The 21,787-nt window shown below is 44.6% G+C and carries 26 protein-coding genes and 1 tRNA gene; 9 read left to right on the forward strand and 18 right to left on the reverse strand.

Annotated features, from left to right (window positions below):
- Positions 1-77 precede the first annotated feature (77 nt).
- Positions 78-1,127 carry an LCP family protein gene (locus tag ACN6MW_RS13865; RefSeq protein ID WP_419875919.1) on the reverse strand — a complete coding sequence of 350 codons (1,050 nt, stop codon included), beginning with the start codon at positions 1,125-1,127 and terminating at the stop codon, positions 78-80.
- A 198-nt stretch (positions 1,128-1,325) separates the two neighbouring features.
- Here ACN6MW_RS13865 and ACN6MW_RS13870 point away from each other — a divergent pair, with 198 nt between their 5' ends.
- From ACN6MW_RS13870 to ACN6MW_RS13880, 3 genes are all read left to right on the forward strand, one after another.
- Positions 1,326-1,691, forward strand: coding sequence for a DUF4870 domain-containing protein (locus ACN6MW_RS13870; RefSeq protein ID WP_364152612.1), 366 nt, complete (start codon positions 1,326-1,328; stop codon positions 1,689-1,691).
- Positions 1,692-1,978: 287 nt separating this feature from the next.
- Positions 1,979-3,298: a hemolysin family protein gene (locus ACN6MW_RS13875; RefSeq protein ID WP_419875920.1), complete on the forward strand. Its 1,320-nt coding sequence runs from the start codon at positions 1,979-1,981 to the stop codon at positions 3,296-3,298.
- Between the two features lie 170 nt (positions 3,299-3,468).
- Entirely contained in the window at positions 3,469-3,933 is a 465-nt protein-coding gene (locus tag ACN6MW_RS13880; protein ID WP_419875921.1) for a CBO0543 family protein, read from the forward strand.
- On the opposite strand, the gene ACN6MW_RS13885 is transcribed toward ACN6MW_RS13880, so the two are convergent.
- Entirely contained in the window at positions 3,928-5,085 is a 1,158-nt protein-coding gene (locus tag ACN6MW_RS13885; protein ID WP_419875922.1) for an AI-2E family transporter, read from the reverse strand. The two genes, ACN6MW_RS13880 and ACN6MW_RS13885, sit on opposite strands and share 6 nt — an antisense overlap.
- Positions 5,086-5,245: 160 nt before the next feature.
- On the opposite strand from ACN6MW_RS13885, the gene ACN6MW_RS13890 reads away from it, so the two are divergent.
- The 4 genes from ACN6MW_RS13890 (at position 5,246) to ACN6MW_RS13905 (ending at position 7,730) form a co-directional block, all read left to right on the forward strand.
- Positions 5,246-5,914: a PspA/IM30 family protein gene (locus ACN6MW_RS13890; protein ID WP_419875923.1), complete on the forward strand. Its 669-nt coding sequence runs from the start codon at positions 5,246-5,248 to the stop codon at positions 5,912-5,914.
- A 118-nt stretch (positions 5,915-6,032) separates the two neighbouring features.
- Positions 6,033-6,434 carry a DUF350 domain-containing protein gene (locus ACN6MW_RS13895; protein WP_364152627.1) on the forward strand — a complete coding sequence of 134 codons (402 nt, stop codon included), beginning with the start codon at positions 6,033-6,035 and terminating at the stop codon, positions 6,432-6,434.
- A 21-nt stretch (positions 6,435-6,455) separates the two neighbouring features.
- Complete coding sequence (locus tag ACN6MW_RS13900; protein ID WP_419875924.1) at positions 6,456-6,962, forward strand: DUF4178 domain-containing protein; 507 nt, start codon at positions 6,456-6,458, stop codon at positions 6,960-6,962.
- A gap of 6 nt (positions 6,963-6,968) precedes the next feature.
- Entirely contained in the window at positions 6,969-7,730 is a 762-nt protein-coding gene (locus ACN6MW_RS13905) for a DUF4247 domain-containing protein (protein WP_419875925.1), read from the forward strand.
- 53 nt (positions 7,731-7,783) lie between these two features.
- Here ACN6MW_RS13905 and ACN6MW_RS13910 read toward each other — a convergent pair whose 3' ends face one another.
- The 4 genes from ACN6MW_RS13910 to rpsF all read right to left on the reverse strand — a co-directional run bounded on the left by ACN6MW_RS13910 (position 7,784) and on the right by rpsF (position 10,311).
- Positions 7,784-8,938 (reverse strand): cation:proton antiporter, encoded by a 1,155-nt coding sequence (locus tag ACN6MW_RS13910; protein WP_419875926.1) that lies wholly within the window; start codon positions 8,936-8,938, stop codon positions 7,784-7,786.
- A gap of 134 nt (positions 8,939-9,072) precedes the next feature.
- Positions 9,073-9,357 (reverse strand): 30S ribosomal protein S18, encoded by a 285-nt coding sequence (gene rpsR / locus ACN6MW_RS13915; RefSeq protein ID WP_053373429.1) that lies wholly within the window; start codon positions 9,355-9,357, stop codon positions 9,073-9,075.
- Positions 9,358-9,468: 111 nt separating this feature from the next.
- The gene (ssb, locus tag ACN6MW_RS13920) at positions 9,469-9,990 is read right to left on the reverse strand and encodes a single-stranded DNA-binding protein (RefSeq protein WP_308997673.1); all 522 of its coding nucleotides are present in this window, start codon (positions 9,988-9,990) and stop codon (positions 9,469-9,471) included.
- 36 nt (positions 9,991-10,026) lie between these two features.
- Positions 10,027-10,311 carry a 30S ribosomal protein S6 gene (rpsF, locus tag ACN6MW_RS13925; protein ID WP_053373427.1) on the reverse strand — a complete coding sequence of 95 codons (285 nt, stop codon included), beginning with the start codon at positions 10,309-10,311 and terminating at the stop codon, positions 10,027-10,029.
- A gap of 249 nt (positions 10,312-10,560) precedes the next feature.
- Between rpsF and ACN6MW_RS13930 the strand changes: the two genes are divergently transcribed.
- Positions 10,561-10,743 (forward strand): YjzC family protein, encoded by a 183-nt coding sequence (locus ACN6MW_RS13930; RefSeq protein ID WP_308997703.1) that lies wholly within the window; start codon positions 10,561-10,563, stop codon positions 10,741-10,743.
- Positions 10,744-11,161: 418 nt separating this feature from the next.
- Here the strand turns inward: ACN6MW_RS13930 and ACN6MW_RS13935 are convergent, their stop codons facing one another.
- The 5 genes from ACN6MW_RS13935 to ACN6MW_RS13955 all read right to left on the reverse strand — a co-directional run bounded on the left by ACN6MW_RS13935 (position 11,162) and on the right by ACN6MW_RS13955 (position 13,221).
- Complete coding sequence (locus ACN6MW_RS13935) at positions 11,162-11,620, reverse strand: helix-hairpin-helix domain-containing protein (protein WP_419875927.1); 459 nt, start codon at positions 11,618-11,620, stop codon at positions 11,162-11,164.
- A 75-nt stretch (positions 11,621-11,695) separates the two neighbouring features.
- Positions 11,696-11,786 (reverse strand) — tRNA-Ser (locus ACN6MW_RS13940).
- 72 nt (positions 11,787-11,858) lie between these two features.
- Positions 11,859-12,077 (reverse strand): DUF951 domain-containing protein, encoded by a 219-nt coding sequence (locus ACN6MW_RS13945; RefSeq protein ID WP_419875928.1) that lies wholly within the window; start codon positions 12,075-12,077, stop codon positions 11,859-11,861.
- Positions 12,067-12,942, reverse strand: a complete 876-nt coding sequence (locus ACN6MW_RS13950) for a mechanosensitive ion channel family protein (RefSeq protein ID WP_419875929.1) — start codon at positions 12,940-12,942, stop codon at positions 12,067-12,069. Before ACN6MW_RS13950 ends, ACN6MW_RS13945 begins: the two co-directional genes overlap by 11 nt.
- Positions 12,943-12,975: 33 nt before the next feature.
- Positions 12,976-13,221, reverse strand: a complete 246-nt coding sequence (locus ACN6MW_RS13955; protein WP_419875930.1) for a DUF3343 domain-containing protein — start codon at positions 13,219-13,221, stop codon at positions 12,976-12,978.
- Positions 13,222-13,340: 119 nt separating this feature from the next.
- Between ACN6MW_RS13955 and yyaC the strand changes: the two genes are divergently transcribed.
- Positions 13,341-13,949, forward strand: coding sequence for a spore protease YyaC (yyaC, locus tag ACN6MW_RS13960; RefSeq protein WP_419875931.1), 609 nt, complete (start codon positions 13,341-13,343; stop codon positions 13,947-13,949).
- A gap of 15 nt (positions 13,950-13,964) precedes the next feature.
- Here yyaC and ACN6MW_RS13965 read toward each other — a convergent pair whose 3' ends face one another.
- The 7 genes from ACN6MW_RS13965 to mnmG all read right to left on the reverse strand — a co-directional run bounded on the left by ACN6MW_RS13965 (position 13,965) and on the right by mnmG (position 21,559).
- On the reverse strand, positions 13,965-14,447 hold the full coding sequence (locus ACN6MW_RS13965) for a DUF4446 family protein (protein WP_419875932.1): 483 nt from the start codon (positions 14,445-14,447) through the stop codon (positions 13,965-13,967).
- Between the two features lie 27 nt (positions 14,448-14,474).
- Positions 14,475-15,644, reverse strand: a complete 1,170-nt coding sequence (locus ACN6MW_RS13970; protein ID WP_419876347.1) for an aminotransferase class V-fold PLP-dependent enzyme — start codon at positions 15,642-15,644, stop codon at positions 14,475-14,477.
- A gap of 107 nt (positions 15,645-15,751) precedes the next feature.
- Complete coding sequence (locus ACN6MW_RS13975; protein WP_364152667.1) at positions 15,752-16,603, reverse strand: ParB/RepB/Spo0J family partition protein; 852 nt, start codon at positions 16,601-16,603, stop codon at positions 15,752-15,754.
- Positions 16,584-17,357 carry a ParA family protein gene (locus ACN6MW_RS13980; protein ID WP_364152670.1) on the reverse strand — a complete coding sequence of 258 codons (774 nt, stop codon included), beginning with the start codon at positions 17,355-17,357 and terminating at the stop codon, positions 16,584-16,586. Before ACN6MW_RS13980 ends, ACN6MW_RS13975 begins: the two co-directional genes overlap by 20 nt.
- Positions 17,358-17,559: 202 nt before the next feature.
- Positions 17,560-18,378 (reverse strand): nucleoid occlusion protein, encoded by an 819-nt coding sequence (gene noc, locus ACN6MW_RS13985; protein WP_364152673.1) that lies wholly within the window; start codon positions 18,376-18,378, stop codon positions 17,560-17,562.
- A 567-nt stretch (positions 18,379-18,945) separates the two neighbouring features.
- On the reverse strand, positions 18,946-19,668 hold the full coding sequence (gene rsmG, locus ACN6MW_RS13990) for a 16S rRNA (guanine(527)-N(7))-methyltransferase RsmG (protein WP_419875933.1): 723 nt from the start codon (positions 19,666-19,668) through the stop codon (positions 18,946-18,948).
- 1 nt (position 19,669) lies between these two features.
- Positions 19,670-21,559: a tRNA uridine-5-carboxymethylaminomethyl(34) synthesis enzyme MnmG gene (gene mnmG / locus ACN6MW_RS13995; RefSeq protein ID WP_419875934.1), complete on the reverse strand. Its 1,890-nt coding sequence runs from the start codon at positions 21,557-21,559 to the stop codon at positions 19,670-19,672.
- Positions 21,560-21,787 lie beyond the last annotated feature (228 nt).

The raw sequence follows: 21,787 nt of genomic DNA on the forward strand, positions 1-21,787 counted from the left end.
CCAACAACTCCGTTCCGTTTGCTCATTCTATTTCCTGTTGGTCGAAGGCAGCAGACGGACCGGAGTAAGCGCCCCTATCACTGCTTGGCGGAATTTCCGCCGCTCGCCAGCGTACCAACCTCTTTTACTTTGTCTTCCGTGTACTTTTCCGGCAATATCAGGCTGGAAGCAGGCGTGTCTGCATCTAACCAGCTCTTAATCATCGTCTGTACCTTCGCCAAATCCTCATCATCGGCAAAATAATACCAAGCGCCCCCGGTTTTCAAGCGATGTCCGCTGCCAATCAGCGAGTGGCTGTAGATATGCCGTTCTTTGGTTTGCAGCAAGCCTTGGCCTAAGTCGACCAGCTGCTGCGGACGCATATCAGTGCTAAAGTTATCACCCATAATATCCATAAGATCAGGAACCTTGGACCATTGATTCATTTGCCTCGCTTTATCCATCAGAAGATTCAAGAAGATTTGATGTCTCTCTGTACGATTTACATCGCCGCCGGCATCCTCGCGGTAACGTACGTAGTTTAGAGTATCTTTACCATTATAAGTGTCTTGGCCTGCTTTAATGACAAACTTCTCGTGGTCGGGATCATCATTGACCATATCCTCTTCAATCGGCAGCGATATCCCGCCGAGCGTGTCGATGGCTTGCCGGAAACCTTCAAAGTTAATGGAAGCATAATATTGAATCGGAGCGTCCAGAAACTTTTCAACGGTATCCATCGCCATTCCTGCTCCTCCGAAAGCGTAGGCATGCGTAATTTTATCCTTTTTGTCTTTCCCTACGATATCTACATACATGTCTCTTGGAATCGAGACCATAAGAAGATCCCCGTCATTCGGACGAACGACCGTATAGATCATGGTGTCGGAGCGTCCGATCTCATTGCCGCGTTGGTCAACGCCAAGCAGCAGCACGGAAAACGGATCCTGCTTCTTATCTATTGTACTAACCGGAATAGGCTCCCGTCCATCTATCGGTTTGTAAGTTTGCTCTAGCTGCTTTGTTACATGGCCTTCAAGAAACCAATCAAAGCCCATCATGGCCAAGGCGCTGCGGTTAAAAAAACCTGCAACGACAAGGATAACGACGGCGGCGGATGCCGCGTACAACCATCTGCGTTTATTCATAATATGATAACTTCTCCTATCTGTAACGATTCTTTTATAAATATGCACTCTCATTTTAGACGATATTTTGTCGAAACAGGTTACAAATCTTTTACAATATAATGATACCAATTCTGGATATTATTTTATAAAAGAAAAAGGTCTATGAATAGCAAATGACGAATACAATCATTGCAAGAATATGTAAGTAGAGAAAGGGTGAAACCATTGCAACAACCTCCATCCTTAAAACCGGACAGCTCCTCCACCGGTCTTGACCCTAAGGTAGCAGGCTTGCTTTGTTATCTGGGAGGCTTCATTACGGGCATTATTTTTCTCGTATTAGAAAAGAATAGCCGTTTCGTCAGACTGCATGCGGTTCAATCAATCGTAGTTTCTGTAGCCATCATTGTGCTGAATATCTTATTCGGCTTTATCCCTGTTATCGGCTGGCTTCTAGGCCTGCTGCTTGCACCGATCGGCTTCATCTTATGGATCGGCCTTATGCTGCTGACGCTGCAAGGCAAGCTGAACAAGCTTCCCGTTATCGGCGATTGGTCCGAGCAGCAAGCCAATAAGTTTTAATTGCTTAGCCAAGCGTTAACTTATCATGCTTGTATGCCCAAAAAATGGACGGCCTGCTGCCGTTCTTTTTTTGAGTCCATAACAAGTTCATAAGAACTATTCATTAAACCATTACGGTTACCGCGAAAAATCGAGAGAATGGCTAATATCAATCCGCTAATCTCTTCAAATGGGTAAAATCGACCCTCTACCGCTTCTTAGCCCTTATTGAGCGGTTTGATGAATTGGCAGAAAGTTCGTACTATTAAATGATATAAATCAGATAAGAAGGATTGTGAATATTTCATATGGGTATAGGACTTAATCTACTATTATTTGCTTTACTAATTGTGCTGACGGCTTTTTTCGTTGCTACTGAATTTGCCATTATTAAGCTTCGGACCAGCCGAGTCGACCAATTGGTCGTTGAAGAAAAGAAAAACGCGCTTGCCGTTCAACGTGTAGTCAGTAATTTAGATGGTTACCTATCCGCCTGTCAGCTTGGCATAACCATTACCGCGCTCGGTCTCGGCTGGCTTGGAGAGCCCACCGTTGAAAAGCTGCTTCTCCCGCTGTTTGAACATTGGGAGCTGAACAGCGATCTCAGCCATATTTTATCGTTTCTGATTGCCTTCATTGGCGTAACCTTTCTCCATGTCGTTATTGGAGAGCTTGCGCCGAAGAGTATCGCGATTCAGAAAGCGGAGCTTGTCAGTTTTGCTGTCGTTAAACCGATTATTTTCTTCTACAAGGTCATGTACCCGTTTATCTGGTTGTTAAACGGTTCTGCTAATGCTTTAGTCCGTTTATTTGGCTTAAAACCGGCAAAGGAACACGAGAATGCCCATAGCGAAGAAGAAATTCAAATCATACTAAGCGACAGCCTCGAGAGCGGCAAAATCAACAACACCGAATATGGCTATGTAAACCGGATTTTTGCGTTTGACGAAATTTTGGCCAAAGAAATCATGGTCCCGCGCACGGATATGACCGTCTTGTACAAAAACAACACGCTGCAGCAAAACATGGATATTATCCGCAAGGAGCAGTACACCCGCTTCCCTGTTGCAGGCGACAGCAAAGACAATATCGTAGGCATGATCAATACGAAGCAATTATTTTTGCAATATCATGTGAATAAAGAGATTGATCTTCAGACGCTGATCCAGCCTGTAATGTCCGTTGCTGAGGTTCTGCCCGTCAAAACGCTCCTGACGCGAATGCAGCAAGAGCGCGTGCATTTTGCGATTGTCGTCGATGAATATGGCGGTACATCCGGACTTGTGACGATTGAGGATATATTAGAGGAGATCGTCGGAGATATCCGGGACGAGTTCGACGCCGATGAGCGTAAAGACATTGAGATGCTATCCGAAACGTCTTATCTTCTCGATGGCAAGGTGTCGCTCACTGAGCTTGGTGACCTGATCGGCACGGAGCTTGCGCATGAAGAAGTAGACACGGTCGGCGGCTGGCTTTACAGCGAAATGGAAGAGGCAAAGCCCGGGAAGCAATTCGGCTTTAATCACCTGACCTTTACCATTCGTGAAGTAAGCAAGCACCGTATCAATAAAGTAGAGCTGACGATCGCTCCGCGCACGAGTCTGCTGAAACCTGAAACCAGTTAACATGCGTAAACGTCTGACGATGTCCCTTCCCTAAACGGCTAAGATGCTTATAAAATAAATAAAAAACAAGGAAGTTTGCCCTAGCGGCAGCTTCCTTGTTTTTTATTTTGCGTATGCGTAAGCGGGTACGGGGTATCTTAATAAAAAAATGTACAAGAAAGGAATTTGAGATGCATTATGAAATGGTGATTAATCTCATCTGCGGTTTCATTATTCCTTGGCTTGCCGCCATACCTATTGCAGTAAGGAAAATGAAAACCTTGTTGCTCATTTCCCCTATTAGCGCGGTCGTTTCCTTAGTTATCAACTCTTTTGGCTTCCAAATGATGTTTTGGGATTTCACGCCGCTTATCCCCAATGATGAATCGGTTTCGGCTTTGCCTCTTGATATTGGCCTATATCCCGTTTTAGCCAGCTACATGATTTGGTCAATTCAAGCCCACCGGAATAAAACGGTGTTAATTTTATTATTATACGTTATATTCACGACCCTGCTTGAGTATGTAGGCGTACTCGTAGGGAAAGTAAGCTACGGCAACGGCTGGAATATAGGCTATACCTGCTTATCCTATTTATTTGCTTTTAGCATCGTATTTGTTTATTTCAAGCTGCTGGAACGAAACCGAGTATTATAAGGGCTGCTTGTCTCTCTGCTCCTCTTCATAGAGCGATGAATGGCTTCTGAACCATTCGTACGAATGGATGACGATCACCTTTAACACCGCATAGCCCGGTACGGCAAGCACAATCCCAGCGAGCCCGAACAAATTGCCAGCCGTTAAAATAACAAAAATAATCGTGATCGGATGAATCTGCAAGCTTTTTCCCATAATTTGCGGTGAAATGAACTTCCCTTCGATAAGCTGCACAATCGTCCAGATGACAACCATCTTCAGCAGCATAACAGGTGAAGTAACCAGCGCTACCACCAATGCCGGCGTAATGGCTATTGCAGGTCCGAGGTATGGAATGACGCTCGTGCAGGCTGCGACGAGGGCGAGCACCAGCGAGTATTCAAGTCCGATCACCAGATAACCTATGTACAACAGCATGCCGATACAGAAGCTCACTATAATTTGCCCTCTAATATAACTGCTGATTTGACCATTCATTTCAGCCATGATCCGCTTCGTTTGCGGCTGCAGCTTTTTCGGCAGATACCCGACAATGAATTGCGGCAGCTGCTTTCCGTCCTTGAGCATGTAGAATAGAATGAACGGAAGCGTTACGATGGCTAAGATCACTTCCTTTAGCGCCCCAACTAGCGAGCCCAAGCTCGATAACGTGCCATTCAGCAGGGAAGTCGCTTGCTCCGTAATATTGCCGGAAAGCTCTTCCGGATTTAAATTAAACCATTCTTGAATTTGCAGAAAGCCCGCGCTTCCCATAAAATCCTCAAAATTTCTTCGCAGCTGGTCTCCGTATTTAGGAAAATTATTAACGAAGCTTACCGCTTGCTCATTGAGAAAAGGGATGACTGCGACCAGCACGACCGTGACCAGTCCCGCTCCCAGCAGGAAGATCAAAATAATAGAATACACTCGTTTTACGCCTTTGCTATCCAAATAATCGACAATGGGGTTCAAAAGATAATACGCGATGCCCGCCAAGATGACTGGCAGCAGCAAGGTTTTAAGGAGCACCGTAACCGGCGTGAAAATATACGATATTTTCGTCAGTACCATAATATTCAGTCCAACGAGCAGCAGCACAAGCAGAAACAATACGAATTTGTTATTCAAAATAAATCGTTTGAACCGCTCTGTTCCCGTTTTGGCATTTTCCATCGAGATTTCTCCTTTTCTTCTCCGAAGGTGCTTCATTTGATTCATTGTAGCATTACTTCAAAGATAAACGCGAATAACGCGATTCCTAAATAATCTTGCAACTAATTGCTTTTATTGAGCGTATCATTATTTATGTGAAACAATCCTAGGAGGGATTAACTTGTCTATATTCAAAAGACTGCGAGACCTTACTTTATCGAATGTTTACTCTTTGATTGAGAAAGCGGAAGATCCAATAAAACTGACCGATCAATATATTCGCGATATGCAGGAAGACCTTGCAGATGCAGAGAAAGCCGTTGCCGCGCAAATTGCGATCGAGAAAAAATTCAAGCAGCTGTATGAGGAGCAATCCCAGCTTGTTGAGAAACGCGGTGAGCAAGCACATCTTGCTGCCCAATCTCAAAATATTGAGCTTGCGCGACGTGCCCTGGAAGAGAAAAAATCGGCCGAACAAAAGGCTTCTGAATACAAGTCCAGCTTTGACCAGAATAAAATGCTCGCTGACAACTTGCGCGGCAAGCTGGATGAAATGCGCAAGCAGCTCACCGATCTGAAGAACAAGCGCGAAACGCTGGTCGCCCGTTATCAAGCGGCTAAGGCGCAAACGGAAATCAATAAAGCGATGTCGGGCTTTGGCACCGATTCCGCTGCCTCAGGCATGAAACGCATGGAAGAGAAAATGCTGCAAATGGAGGCTCAAGCGGAAGCGAGCAATGAAATCAACGCTAAAGGCAAATCGCTTGATGAGGAATTCGAGAAGCTCGGCAAGGACAAAGCGGTAGAAGATGAATTAGCCGCGCTGATGAAGCAGTACGAGAAACAATAGTTCTTCCAATTAATTAGGAAGTATTGTATAGTATGACCGCTGGTGTTAGGACTCGGACTCCCCGGTTTTAACAAAAGGCGGTCATTTTTATAAATTCAAAACCTTGGAGGAATTATCGATGTCATGGATTGATCTTATCCGTATTCCGGTTTGGACTGGCGCAGGAGCCATTTTACTCGTCATTATTATGTTTCTGGACTCCCGGTTTACGAAGTACAATGATTTGCAAGAAATTAAAAACGGAAATACAGCCGTAACGACTCGTTTTGTGCTTAAGCTTTTTGCTCAGGCGTACATTTTATCCCAATCTATCAGCAAATCCAGTGAAATGTGGGAAGCTCTTGTCATCTCCCTCGTCTCTTTCGTCCTCTTGCTCGTGCTGGAGTGGATCGTGGAGAAAGTAGTCATCGCCATAAGCGGGATGAAGCTGGAGCAAGGAATCCATGAAGGCAAGATCGGTTATGCATTGTTTGCCGGATCCCTTCATATTGCCGGTGCGCTGATCATTGGATCTATCTAATTTAATAAAGGAGCATTTCAGATGAGCTTGTTCAAAAGGATCAAAAACCTGCTTACTCCCGCTGAAGCGCCCATTGCTGAGAAAAGTATCATGACGCTTTCGCCTGGCGATGTATGCGAGGTTTCCTTAATTACTTACAACGTAACAGGCCGAACACATAACCGATCCCGCAATGCCATCGTGCTTACGCTTCAGGACGGCATTACCATTCGCTACTTGACTGTAGAGGAACGGGAAAGTACGGTATATGCGCTATATGATCCCATTGACGGGCGGCTGGACTCCATTGATGAGGTCCCGACTATTTTGGAGTTGGATGATCGGAATTACCACATGGAGGAGCAATTCTCCGGCTTAATTATGGCCAGCGGCAAAACGCCTTACATGCAGGGAGGCGAACAGCATGTCTGGCAATACCAATCTGATGATATGAGGCTTCTCCGTATCGAATGGCAGGACGGACGCTTCATGCTTTATGAAGGAGAAAGCGTTCTGCCGGCCGATGTTCGCGTGCTGCGGGGCGGATAGGAGGACATGATGAATAAATGGTGGCATCAATCGATTAAATACCTGCTTCTGCTGAGCTTTATCATCCCTCTTCTCACGGCTTGCGCCGTTTCGGATTCCGTGAAGGATCAATATCCTTTGCAATCGGTCAATGGTTCCGGCAATGAGACCTCTTATGTGTACCGTGCCGATAATATCTCCGTTCCCGATGTGGCCGCTAATTTAGCGGACCAGCGAAAGCCCGAGCAGCAGAGCGAAGTGAGTACGGAGCGGATGTTTCTCGTTTATTCGGACGAAGTCATTCAGTTGGATCAAGCTCCTGACGATCCGTCCGACACATTAATCGCGATTAACTCCACCGAGTATGTAAGGCAAAATTACAGCTCGAGTTTTCTTCAGGGCTACCTTATTGCCAGTGTTCTTGACGACTTGTTCGATCATGGCAAATATGGCAAAGGGAAATATCGCGGATATACAACCAAGGATATATATAAGCCTAATACCTCATACCGTGTCCCTACGGTAGAGGATAAGAAGCTGGCTCCTCCGTTAACGGTTAATCGAACGGGCTCGGTGTTTAAGCGTTCCAAGGATGCCAATGCTTCAGCTTCCTCACCAAATACAAGCTCAAGCCAGAATAAAGATACCATTACTTCCAAGCCAGCCACTAAGGGGAAAATTGTAAAGGAAGCCAATGAATCAAGCAAATCAAATAAAGTATACACCAAGCCGCGTACATCCAAACCTTCCGTTAAGGTTGGTAAAAGCAGAGTAACGCGTAGGCGGTAGAAGAAACAGAAACGCCCTTCCCGTGCGTCGTCAAAGAAAGAGCAGTATCCCGATTAAGGATGCTGCTCTTGTTTTTTTTGGGGGAAAACCATTTTCAACATTGGCGGTGTGACTAGCGTCGTCAAAATGACCACGATGACCACTGCCGTAAAATACTTCGGAAGCAAGAGCCCCGATTCTAATCCCGATGCTGCAATTATAAGCGCCACCTCTCCCCTGGATACCATTCCGGCGCCAATTGCCAGCGAAGAGTGATTGTTGAAGCCAGTTAGCCTTGCACCTAATCCTCCGCCCAGCAGCTTCGTCAGAATCGCAACCAGCGATAACAACAGAATAAAAACGAGCTGATTGCCTACTCCGACAAATGTGATATTTAAACCGATGCTCACGAAGAAAACAGGCACGAATAACGTATAGGCGATCGGCTCAACCTTGGAATCCACATCATGCTTAAACGAGGTTTGGGATATGGCGATTCCAGCCGCAAAAGCGCCAATAATTCCGGCCACGCCCATTTTCTCGGCAAAATAAGAAAACGCAAAGCAGGCAATCAACGCTCCGCTCATGGCTGCTTCCGTTACTTTAAACCGAGCGAACTGCTTCATAAAGAATGGAATGACCCATATGGATATGACTATGATAATAACAAAGAATAATAACTTTTTACCAATTAATATCGGTAAGGAAACATCGCCTGATGCACCAAGCAAACTCATCATTACTGCTAAAAGCACAACCACAACGACATCGTCTACAACCGCTGCTCCAAGTATCGTCGTCCCTTCCTTGGAATTAAGCTGATTCATTTCCTTTAGCGTTTGAACCGATATGCTGACGGATGTGGCACAAAGCAGCAAACCAAGAAATAATGCTTCTGTATTTGACAAGCCTAGAGCTGCTGCAATGGCGTATCCTCCAACAAACGGAAGGATGATTCCGCCAATGGCAACCGCGAAGGATGCTTTCCAATTTTTTTGAAGCTGCTCCAAGTCCGTTTCCAAACCTGCGATGAACATGAGTAGAAGCACGCCGATTTCCGCAAAATGATCAATGAAATCGTCAGGATGTACCCATCCGAGCAAGGCTGGCCCAAGGATGATACCCGCGAGCAGCTTTCCAAGCACGGCAGGCTGCCCTAATCGAACAGATAAATGCCCTGCAGCCTTTGTAGCAGCGATAATAAGAGCTAGATAAAATATAAATTGCATTCTCGTATACGCCCCCTATATCGATTGAATTAGCATGCAACAAAAAAAAGGCCCGTATTCATACGGGCCCCTAAATAAACAAAAAGAGCCCTTGGTGACAGGCTCCTCCGTTTTGTGCATATTCGCTTATCGACCTATTCAGTCGTGTAAGGAAGCAATGCGATTTGACGTGAACGTTTAACTGCGATTGTAAGCAAGCGTTGGTATTTCGCGCTTGTTCCAGTCACACGACGTGGCAAAATTTTGCCGCGCTCGCTGATAAACTTTTTCAGCAAATCTACATCTTTATAGTCAATTTTAGTGATTTTGTTTACAGTGAAGAAACACACTTTACGGCGTTTGTTGCGTCCGCCTTTACGTCCGCTGAACTTACGTTCTGGACGCTCGTCGCCACCGTTATCTCTTTGCTTGAAAGCCATGATAGGTATCCTCCTTATCGTTGAAAATTTTACAATTACGCAGCAGCTTTATATTGCGATAAAGGCTGCATAACCGTTCCATTGATACGCGAAGTAGAAGCTACTCCGATATCAAAAGGGCAAATCATCCTCTGATATATCAATCGGGCGTCCGTCATCCTGGAAAGGATCACGGCTGTCGTTACGTGAGTTATTGCCAGATGGCCGGTTACCGCCGCTTTGGGAAGCGTTGCCGCCGTAAGATCCGCCGCCGCTGCTTGTACCGCCGCTGTAGCTGCTTCCGCCTTCTTCGCGCGAGCCGCCGCCGTCTTTATTGGATTCCAAGAACCGAACGTTATCCGCGATAACTTCCGTTACGTAGACGCGTTTGCCTTCGTTGTTCTCGTAATTCCGTACTTGAATGCGTCCTTCAACCGCTGTTAAGCGGCCTTTACGCAAGTAGTTGGCGCAAGTCTCGGCCAGTTGACGCCAAGTTACAACCGGAATAAAATCCGCTTCACGCTCGCCTTGACCGCCGCTCGTAAACGGACGATCTACTGCTAGCGTAAATTGAGTAACCGCAACACCTGCAGGCGTATAGCGAAGCTCTGGGTCTCTCGTCAATCTACCAATTAGTATAACACGGTTCAACATCGTTTCTGACCTCCCAATCGAACAATCCAGCGTGGATTAAGCGACGTCTCTGACGATCAACGAACGGATAACTTCATCCGTAATCTTCATGATGCGGTCAAGTTCATTCACAACTTCAGTCGTTGCGTTGAAATGTACCAGTACAAAGTACCCATCACGAAGCTTATTGATCTCATACGCAAGACGACGTTTTCCGCTCACATCTTGCTTTGTGACCTCTCCGCCGTTGGAGATAATGCCATGGAATTTGTCAACGATCGCTTGCAAGGCTTCTTGCTCAACGTCTGGACGAACGATGTACATTACTTCATATTTGCGCATATTGTTTCACCTCCTCTTGGACTAACGGCCCCATAAATGGAGCAAGGAACGAGCTTCTGCTCGCATCTCTATACTATATCAAATTCAATCGCCTATGACAAGCGAAAATAACAGAGGTTTTGCTCGAATACGTTTTTTAGCCGATATCTGCTACTTATGCAAATTAACCTTACTGCAAATACTACCCCAGCGGACAGATGAAGCGAGCTTCTCTTTAACGCGCCAAAATTATGCTGGAGGATGATCATGATGGGTGAAGGTACAATCTTTTCGCCGGGAGACAGAGCTCCGAACGATGGCACTTATATCGAGGATGGAGTGAATTCATTTCACATGGGCATTCAAAATCCGAAAAAAGTTAGGCTTAACAAGGGAGAACGCTTTCCGGAAACAAGCAACCATGAACGAAAATGGAAGCGTATGGGGCATTAGTTTTTTGGTTTAATGAATGGTGAAGGGCTTCCTTGGTCATTCTAATTATCGACGGTGTAAGAGAGGTGTGGTTCCGTTGAACCATTTTGGCATGCGTAAACGACTGGTCCCGTCTTCTGATGGATCAGCATTCGTTTCGCAGGTGAGTACCGCCTTAAGAGGATTTCGTTCACACAGGATAGAAGCGGAGGGTTGTGCCAAAGACACATGTCTGTAACACACGCGCATTCGAGCATCGTTAGGTACAACCGTTCAAGCGGATACGTAACGTTGTGCTCAAAAGGATAAAATGAAGCCCTGGCTGATTTGCTCCGATTGACGAATGATTCCAAGGTTTCAAATGCTTGTCGTGAGAATTAATCGACTCAACCATCAACCACCGTCAAGAAGAGGGCTCGCGAGAGCCCTCTTCTCTTTTCTACTCGTGCCAGCTTTTACTTGGGCGATCTGCGGGATAACCATGCTCCGCTCGGTACAACTTCCGCTCCTGCGTAAAGTCCCACCATTGCTTATCGCTCCCTGGATGATTCGCATGGTACACGGCTAGCCTCATCACGTCTTCTACGCACGGATCCATCCAAACACCGTGCAGGCGCTCCAGACGGTCTACAAGCTCGGCTCCGCTCTCTCCGCCGCTCTTAATTTGGTCCAACGATAAATAACCCAGCTCGACTAAATTCATGGAGAGGCTCGGGCCAATCGATGGCACGCTTTGAAAGATAGCAAGTGCAAGCAAATGCGCTGCTCGATTCACGGAAACCAATAATGTGACGCTTAGTTCTTCCGCGGAAAAATTCACTAAATCAAGGAGCTTAATCTTTGCTTGTCTTAATCGCTTGCGTTCATCATCCGTTAAAGGCAGCTTAGGCGCGCTCAATTCACTGGCCTCCCAGCAAAATAATATGTAAATAAAAAAACGATCCGAATATCGAATCGTTTGACTGTTTAAGTATGGCGGAGAAGGTGGGATTCGAACCCACGCACGGTTTGACCCGCCTAGCTGATTTCGAGTCAGCCCCCTTGGGCCTCTTGGGTACCTCTCCGCATGTAAAAATTATTGTATCATAAGCCTTGTCTTCATGCAAGTGCTTGTTCTGTTTTTTTATTATTGATCATTAAGCATTGGAGCCATCTTCCGTTGCACCTTTTGACCGAAGCACTTTCTTCATATTTTTTTCGAATTTAGCTCGCGGGATAAGCACGCTGTGTTTACAACCCACGCATTTAATGCGAATATCCATGCCCATTCGAATGATTTCCATTTCATTAGAGCCGCATGGATGCTGTTTTTTCATTTGAACGACATCACCCAGCTCAAATTGCTTACGCTCCACCTTTCACGCCCCCTTTTTCATTCCGGTGATAGGTCACCATTCTCGGATAAGGAATTTCGATTCCGCTCGCATCTAATGCTTTCTTGATCACCATATTTAATTTTCGCGCCACAACCGGATGCGTATTGGGACGGCATTCTGCAATAACGCGAAGGGTCACGCCAGTGGGAGCAATCGTTTGGATACCGAGTACCTCTGGCGCATTAATCAAATTCTCATCCTGCATCGTTATCATCGTATGGCGAACGACCTCAAGGGCACGGTCAACCTCTTCTTCAAAAGCAATCGAAATGTCTACAACGGCGATGCTGTTATTGATCGAGAAGTTCGTAACCTCGTTAATCATGCCGTTTGGCACGATATGGACCTCACCCGTCCAGCTTTGGATCCGCGTTGTCCGAAGACCGATCACTTCCACGGTTCCTTTAAACTGACCCGTTTGTATGACATCGCCGACGGCAAATTGATCCTCCAGCACGATAAAAAATCCTGTAATAATATCCTTAACCAAGCTCTGGGCGCCAAAACCTATTGCTAGTCCCAACACTCCTGCTCCCGCAAGCAAAGGACCTAGATTAATGCCGAACTCAGATAGAATAAGCATGGTTGATATGAAGTAAACGACATACGAGGCTACATTTTTCATGAGCTTGCCAACCGTTGTCATCCTTCTCGTATGGTTAACCGGCCTCTTGCTCTCACGTTCCAAAATAACCCGATCGATTGTTTTATGTATAATCCAAACCACTAATCGCCCAATAAACAAAAACATTACGACACGCAAAGCTGAGCTGCCGAAGGATCCCCAAAATTCATTATCTGTCAACCATGTAACAACTTTATCGTATCGTTCTTTGATTGACATACTACTTCCTCCTCTTTCCAACCCTTATCTAAATTATATGTTTACTTGCTCGTATCCGGATTCGATGGCTTTAAATATGCCTCTAACCTCTACGTTTTCTTGCACAATGACTTCCTTTACCATCAATAAATCCTCTTCCGGAAAATGAATCGATAACGCGCAGCCGGCTGTTATTTCTTTGGGCGTAGGACAAATATCGATTTCGATTTCTGCATATTCCAGCAGCATCTCCGCACGCAATGCCTGCTGCGTGGAGTCAAACGCAATTAGCACGTGCATGACCTCCATTGATTCGAATGACAAACCATTTCGCAAACAAAATATCAAAACTATCTGACGTATAAAATGGTTGTCCCATCCATATACTAGTAACATATCGGTATTATCGGAGGGATTCTATGAAACTTTCATTTATTAAAGAGACGCCTTTGAAGGTACCTTACACGACTGCTAACGTTATTGGCATGCTGGTTAATCGCCTAACCGCCATGCTGGAAGAGATGGCCGGCAACCGCCCCATCGTAGTCGTATGCGTGGGTACGGACCGATCAACGGGCGACGCTTTGGGACCTCTAATCGGAACGAATTTATCCAAGTACCGCAGTCCTCATTTCGAGCTGTTTGGCACATTAGAAAACCCTGTCCATGCCATGAATTTGGATGATACGCTTATTGAAATCAATCGCCGCTATCATAAACCTTTTGTTATCGGTATCGATGCATGCCTTGGTCAAGTTTCCAGCGTAGGCAGTATCCAAGTAGGTGTTGGCCCTGTTCGCCCTGGTGCCGGCGTCAATAAAGATCTCCCTCCGGTTGGCGATATCCATATTACCGGTATCGTTAACGTTGGCGGCTTTATGGAATATTTCGTGCTGCAAAACACTCGCCTGCATCTTGTAATGAAAATGTCCGATATTATAGCGCTTAGCCTTTTTACAGCGATTGCGAATAACGTTCATCTTACCAACACTGCAATTGAACAAACAGCAGCCTCTGATAATCTTTAATGAGATGTCCGGATGTTATTTTGCTTCCAAAATAGCTTTGCGCTCTTCAGGCGTTAATGGATAAACAGATTCGCCTTTTTCGACTGGCTTTGCATAGACATAGCTGGTTTCCCTGCTGTGTAAACTCGAGAAAACGGCTCCGTCCTTCGCATCATTAATAATGGCAATTGAAAAGCTAAGATCACTGCCTTGTTCAGCAAAAGCATTATAACGGATAACGCCTATTTTCCCTTTTTGCAAATGCACAGTTTCTTGCACCTCAGTTAATTGCGATTTCAATTGTTTGTTTTCCTGCTGCAGTTCTGTAAGGCTTTCCTTCAATTCAATAATCACAGTTTCAATATTCGTTACTCCCGTATTCCCCATGACCGCTGTATACTGCTTACGCAGCTTTTTCAGCCGCCCGCCAATGATTGAAATCCAAATGAATAATATGATGACAAATAAAGCTAACCCCACCGTAACAGCATTCATCGGATTTGATGTCCAGTCTTCCATCGTTGTTAATCCGCCCCCAATTCATTGCTATACCCCATACTGCTGTGCGATTTCCTTTATGGCCATTGTCAAAGTATCGATTTCCTCGTTTGTCGTAAATACGCCAACACTAGCGCGTATAGCTCCCGTCTCCGTAGTTCCTGCACAAGCATGTGCGAGCGGTGTACAATGAAAGCCGGCTCGCACGGCAATCCGGTAATGCTGATCCAGAATGAACGACAGCTCCGATGGATCAACGCCGGTTAAATTAAAAGCCACAATTCCTGTTCGCTGTTCACCAAGATCAGGCCCCATCAATTTGACTCCATTAACCGATTTTAGTCCTTCCAAAAGCCTCTGCGTCAATGTCCATTCCTTAGTATGGATTTTCTGAACCGTCTCATTCAACACATACTGAACACCTGCTTTAAGCCCTGCCAAGCCTGGTGTATTTTGAGTTCCGGCCTCATAGCGATCCGGCCTAACCTGGGGCTGCTCACGCGCCTCTGACTGACTCCCGGTTCCGCCATGCAATAACGGCACCAAATCAAGCTCAGGATTGATGTATAGGCCTCCTGTGCCCTGTGGACCAAGCAGTCCCTTATGCCCTGGGAAAGCAAGCATATCAATCCCCATAGCTCTTACATCTACAGGTATTATACCGGCACTTTGAGCTGCGTCTACAAGAAGCTTTATGCCATGTTTTTTTGTAAGCTCAGCAATTTCCGCTACGGGCATTATCGTTCCAAGCAGGTTAGAACTATGATTAACAACCGCGAGCGTTGTATTGGGACGTATGGCATTGGCAACATCATCTAAATTTAAAAAGCCGCGTTCATCCGATTCCACATAGCTTACTTCAATACCCATCGTTTGCTCCAAGTAATATAATGGCCGTCTTACCGAGTTGTGCTCCACTGAAGTTGCAATGACATGATCGCCCGGCTTCAGCCAACCCTTGATCGCCATATTTAACGACATGGTTGTATTTGAGGTGAATGCAATATCATTCGGGTTTTTTATGTTGAAAAGCTTAGCAAGATGCTTACGCGTCTCAAACAAAATACGACTGGCCCTCACAGCCATTGCATGGCTGCCTCTACCTGGATTAGCGGCGTCATTCAACATAGCGTGAATGACTGCTTCCGTTACTGCCGGCGGTTTAGGCCAAGATGTTGCAGCATGGTCTAAATAAATGACCGATTGTTCGTTGTTAATCACAAATTCACACCTTTCCTAGCTCCCTGTTCACAACAATGGCATACCTTAGTTTAATCTTTCAAAAGCAAGATTACAACTTAGGTATGCCATTGTTTGGTATAGCTTTATGCCATATATTGCAGCAGTTCTAGCAACCTTTCCAAATCCTGTTTGCTATAGTACTGAAGCTCTATTTTGCCTTTATCTTTCTGCTGCTTAATTTTAACGGTGGTTTTAAATCGTTCACGCAATGATTCCTCAAGATGATCGATATAAGGATCACGTTTCCGCTGGCTCGGCTTAGTTACATCTTCTGGTTGCTTAGAATCAAGCTTCTGAATCGCCTCTTCCAGATCGCGCACGCTCCACTCTTGCGCTACGGTCAGGTCTGCTAATTCCTTCTGTGTTTTATCATCCTTAATCCCAACTAATGCTCTTGCATGGCCCATTGAAATTGTTCCACGTGAAACATTGTCTTTAATTTCGGATGGCAATGAAAGCAGTCTTACAAAGTTTGCAATGTGCGAACGCGACTTACCTACCTTCATAGACAACTCTTCTTGCGTGAGCTTGAACTTATCAATAAGCGCTTGATATGCTATAGCAACTTCTATTGCATTCAAATCCTCGCGTTGGAGATTTTCAATCAAGGCAATTTCCATTACCTGTTGGTCTGTGAAAGACCTGACTACGGCAGGAATGGTCGCATTGCCACAAAATTGGGAAGCGCGAAAACGTCTCTCCCCCGCAATGATTTCATAGCCCTTTAATACGGTACGAACGATAATCGGTTGAATAATGCCATGCTGCTTAATGGATTCTGCTAGTTCTTTTATGGAATCCTCGTCGAATGTTTTCCTTGGCTGATACGGGTTAGGCCTTAGCTGCGTTAATGAAATTTCAATCACTTTGTCATCGTCATTCACAGAAAGCGATGGGATAAGCGCATCCAGCCCTCTACCTAGCCGCTTGCTCATACATAATCACTTCCTTTGCGAGTTCAAGATAAACTTCCGCACCTTTAGAACGTGGATCATATGTGATAATTGCTTGTCCATGCGATGGAGCCTCACTCAAACGAACGTTGCGCGGAATAATGGTTTGATATACTTTTTGTTGGAAATACTTTTTAACCTCTTCAATAACCTGAATGCCCAAGTTTGTTCTTGCATCCAGCATGGTTAGAAGAACACCTTCAATTTGAAGAGATGTATTCAAATGCTTTTGAACGAGTCGAACCGTGTTCAACAGCTGACTCAATCCTTCAAGCGCATAATATTCACACTGAATAGGAATAAGGACAGAATCCGCAGCAGTTAAGGAGTTGATGGTCAAAATGCCTAGGGAAGGCGGGCAATCAATCAATACATAATCAAAATCATCCTTGACCATGTGTAACGACTTTTTCAAGCGAAGCTCCCTCGATATCGTAGGAACCAACTCAATTTCCGCACCAGCCAGTTGAATGGTTGCCGGAATGATTTTTAATCCGGGGACCCTTGTTTCAAACATGGCATCCTTCGGATGGACATCATTAATAAGCACATCATAAATACAGTTCGTAACATCACCCTTGTTAATACCTAATCCACTCGTTGTATTCCCCTGTGGATCAATATCAACCAGCAGCACTTTTTTACCAAGTGATGCTAGACAAGCAGCTAAATTGACAGACGTTGTCGTTTTTCCGACACCGCCCTTCTGGTTGGCTATTGCAATAATTTTCGACAAAACCGGCTCACCTCAATGTGTACAACTTTTATGTGCTTTTCTAAGAAGCAAAAATACCCCAATATAATATAGGAATAAAAATGATATTTCGGTTGTTTTTATAATCTACTAAAAATATGACTTTTGCTACAAATGGCATCGCCGCCCTCGGTGAGGGCGGCACAAAATAAACGTTTAATTATTGCATTGTTTAATTATATTTCTATCGTTTAGGGATTTGGATGACAATTTCGTAATGATCATCGTGATCCTTTTCGTTCGTTTTAATTTGCAGGCCTGAACCGGAGACCATCTCAATCGATTGTCTAATTGTATTTAAAGCCAAACGAACATCCTTTGTAAAAGAGATACGCTTCGCTTTCTTTAATTTAGTCGATTCTTTTAAGAAGGCAATACGAACCTCGGTTTGCTTTACATTTAAATCTTTAGTAATGATCTCTTCTAAAACCTTAAGTTGAAGCTCTTCACTATCTAACGACAATAAAGCACGCGCATGTCGTTCCGTAATTTTGCGTTCCATCAATGCCATCTTAATCGTATCATTTAGCATTAACAATCGCAATTTGTTTGCAATCGTGGATTGGCTTTTTCCGAGTCGCTGAGCTAGGCTTTCTTGTGTTAATTGATGGAGCTCAATCAGCTTTTGATATGCAATCGCTTCCTCAATAGCCGATAAGCCTTCTCTTTGCAGATTTTCAATCAGAGCAATAGAAGCGGTCTGCGAATCATTGAATTCACGAACAATTCCAGGAATGGTATCATAACCAAGCTTGGTAACCGCACGCCAGCGGCGCTCTCCTGCAATTATTTCATATCTGCCATTTCGCATGCGAACAACAATAGGCTGGATTACGCCATGTGTTCTAATCGTCTGACATAACTCTTCAATTCGATCGTCATCAAAAATGGTACGCGGCTGAAATGGACTTGCGTCAATTTCTTGAATCGGAATTTGTCGAACTTCTTCTTGCGGTATGCGCTGCTCGGACAGGCCGAACAATCGAGAAAATTGTTCTTTCATATCGATAATTACCACCCGATCATGAGATAAACCTTGTTTTTAATCACTTCAAATGAAACCATTTTCCCCAACACTAACGGAATCATGCGTTTCATATTAGATGCAGCCTCTATCTGCTATAAACAAATAGAGCTGCTATTCTATTAAAAAGCAATTACAAGGTTTTTGCAATAAATACGCTTCAGCAGTAAGATTCGTTCATTGCCAATTGGATTATTTCGGTTGCGAGAACCTATCTCAGGTAATAATCGTCAACTGCACGGCGAACATCCATAACAAAATTCATTCGGAAATGATAGGAGAGGCTTTGTTTCAAATATAATCAAGTATAGCTTTGGAACTTATACGATGCTTATATTTATCCGCGCTCTGTGAACAACTGCCTTAACAAGGACAATGCTTTTTGTTCGCAAGCTAACGGTGTCGTCCAGTCTCTTCATCTATCTTAAGGATTCGACTAAAGCTGGACGATCTCCTGCTTGACACTAGTTCTGAATGAATAAATGTTGCATAAATATGGCGATTATAGGATTTTCAATTGTTTCACGTGGAACAATATAGTTGATTTTACAGAAGCGGTTGTTTAAGTGGTGTGCCCGCTTTTCTTGGGTATTTACGCGGAGTAGCATCCGTCTTTTCTATTAAAACAATGTGACGCTCGGATTGTTCGTTCGGAAGCGACAGTTGATGCTGCGATTTAATTTTCCCCTTAAGCTCTCTTAAGCTAAAAGCTGCCTCTCGTACTTCTTCATCAGATTGTGAACCTTTCATAGCTGCGAATAAACCGCCTTTTCTTACGAAAGGTAAACAAAATTCGTTTAACACATTCAAACGAGCAACGGCTCTTGCCGTTACTAAATCATAGTTGTCACGATGTTCAGCTAACTGCGCAATATCCTCCGCCCGGCCATGCAAACACAAAACATCCTTTAAACCAAGCTGCTCGGTAAGATGAGATAAAAATTGAATTCTTTTATTCAAAGAATCAACAATCATCACTTTTAGATGCGGAAAACAAATTTTCAAAGGTATACTTGGAAAACCAGCACCCGAACCAATATCCGCAATGTTACGGATGTTATTCATTTTCGTATAAAAGGAAAGCGATATCGAATCATAAAAATGTTTTTCATAAACGGCATCTCTTTCCGTAATTCCCGTCAAATTCATTTTTTCATTCCACTCGACAAGCAACCGGAAATAAAGCTCGAATTGATCTAGCTGTTCAGAGGAAAGCGGAATGCCGCTCTCCTCCATCCTCTTTGTAAACCAAAGCAATGTTTCATCCATATTAAGAACCTCTCGCTGCAGTTACACGGTTATAATGCTCCAAGTACACAAGCAGTATTGAAATATCTGCCGGGGTTACGCCAGCAATACGAGAAGCTTGCCCAATGGATAGAGGACGAATAACGGAGAGCTTTTGTTTTGCTTCAGAAGCTAAGCTGCGAACATCATTATATTCAATGTCATCCGGAATCCGTTTTTTCTCCATTTTGTTCAGGCGTTCTACTTGCACCAGCTGCTTTTCAATATATCCTGCGTACTTGATTTGAATTTCAACTTGCTCCTTCATTTCCTCCGTCATTTCCGGAACGGAAGGCACTACCGTCTCAAGCATCGCATAGGTAACCTCAGGCCGTCTAAGCAAGGAAAGCGCGTCTGTTCCATGCTCCATCGGAGCTGTGCCAGCAGCAACCAGCATTTCATTCACTTGATCTGGCTTCACCTTTGTGCCGCGCAGACGTTCAATATCGGTTTCAACCAATTCTTTTTTTCTTAAAAATTTATTGTAGCGCTCTTCCGATATAAGCCCAATTTCATAACCTTTTGGCGTTAAACGTAGATCCGCATTGTCATGGCGAAGCAATAAGCGATATTCCGCTCTTGAGGTAAGCAACCGGTAAGGGTCATTAGTACCTTTCGTAACAAGGTCGTCAATCATTACGCCAATATAGCCCTCTGAACGACCGATGATAATCGGTTCTTTTCCTTGTACTTTACGCGCTGCATTAATCCCCGCCATAACGCCCTGACCCGCGGCTTCCTCATATCCCGATGTTCCGTTAATTTGCCCAGCCGTAAACAAGCTGTCAATCACCTTTGTTTCTAAAGACGGCCACAGCTGCGTAGGAACAACCGCATCATATTCAATAGCATAGCCATTGCGCATCATCTCAACTTTTTCCAAACCTGGGATAGATCGCAAAATACCAAGCTGGACATCCTCCGGCATGCTTGTCGATAGCCCTTGCACATAATATTCAGATGTATTTTTGCCTTCCGGCTCTAAAAAGATTTGGTGCTTAGGCTTATCGGCAAAACGCACGATTTTGTCTTCGATTGACGGACAATACCGCGGGCCCGTACCCTCAATAGCACCGGAGAACATCGGAGCGCGATGCAAATTATCATTAATAATTTTGTGTGTTGCTTCTGACGTATACGTCAACCAGCAAGGGAGCTGTTCATTGGCAGAAGACTCGGTCTCATGAGAGAAAAACTTGGGCTTGTCGTCACCTGGCTGAATCTCTGTTTTAGTGAAATCAATGGTGTCTTTATGAACACGCGGCGGAGTGCCTGTTTTAAAACGAACAAGCTCGAGCCCATTTTCCTTCAAGCTTGCAGAAAGTCTGACCGAAGGCTGTTGATTATTCGGACCGCTTTCGTACATCAGCTCGCCCATAATGATTTTTCCGCGCAAATAGGTTCCTGTTGTAACAACAGTCGTGCGTGCACGATATTCTGCTCCTGTTTTTGTAACGATACCTAAGCATTTGCCATCTTCAACGATAAGCTCCTCCGCCATTCCCTGGCGCAGCGTCAAATGCGGTGTTTCCTCAATTGTTTTCTTCATTACATGCTGATAATCAAATTTGTCGGCCTGCGCGCGTAAGGCATGCACAGCAGGGCCTTTACCCGTATTAAGCATTCTCATTTGAATAAATGTTTTATCGATATTGCGTCCCATTTCGCCGCCTAAAGCATCAATTTCACGGACAACATGGCCTTTGGCCGGACCGCCGATCGATGGATTGCAAGGCATAAATGCAACCATGTCCAAATTTATCGTAAGCAGCAGCGTTTCGCAGCCCATACGCGCAGCAGCAAGCGCCGCCTCACAGCCCGCATGCCCCGCTCCAATGACAATCACGTCATATTCACCAGCGTTATATCTCATTATTTTTCACCCTCCTAAAGGCTTTCACAGAAAATCTGCTTCATTTCGTTTGCTCTAATTGAGGTTTACGATAAAACAGATCTCTTAATCATTGATCGAGACTTTCAATAAAAGCCTCGATCATGTTCATCCTTATTGCATTAGCATTAGATGAATATGTTTATGGTAAACAAACTCGAATTTTGTAATGTTCTGCAGGATATAACCTTTTTTGCAATACTTCTTCCT

Origin of the sequence: Pristimantibacillus sp. PTI5 (assembly GCF_048572955.1) — a bacterium.
GTDB lineage: Bacteria > Bacillota > Bacilli > Paenibacillales > Paenibacillaceae > Pristimantibacillus.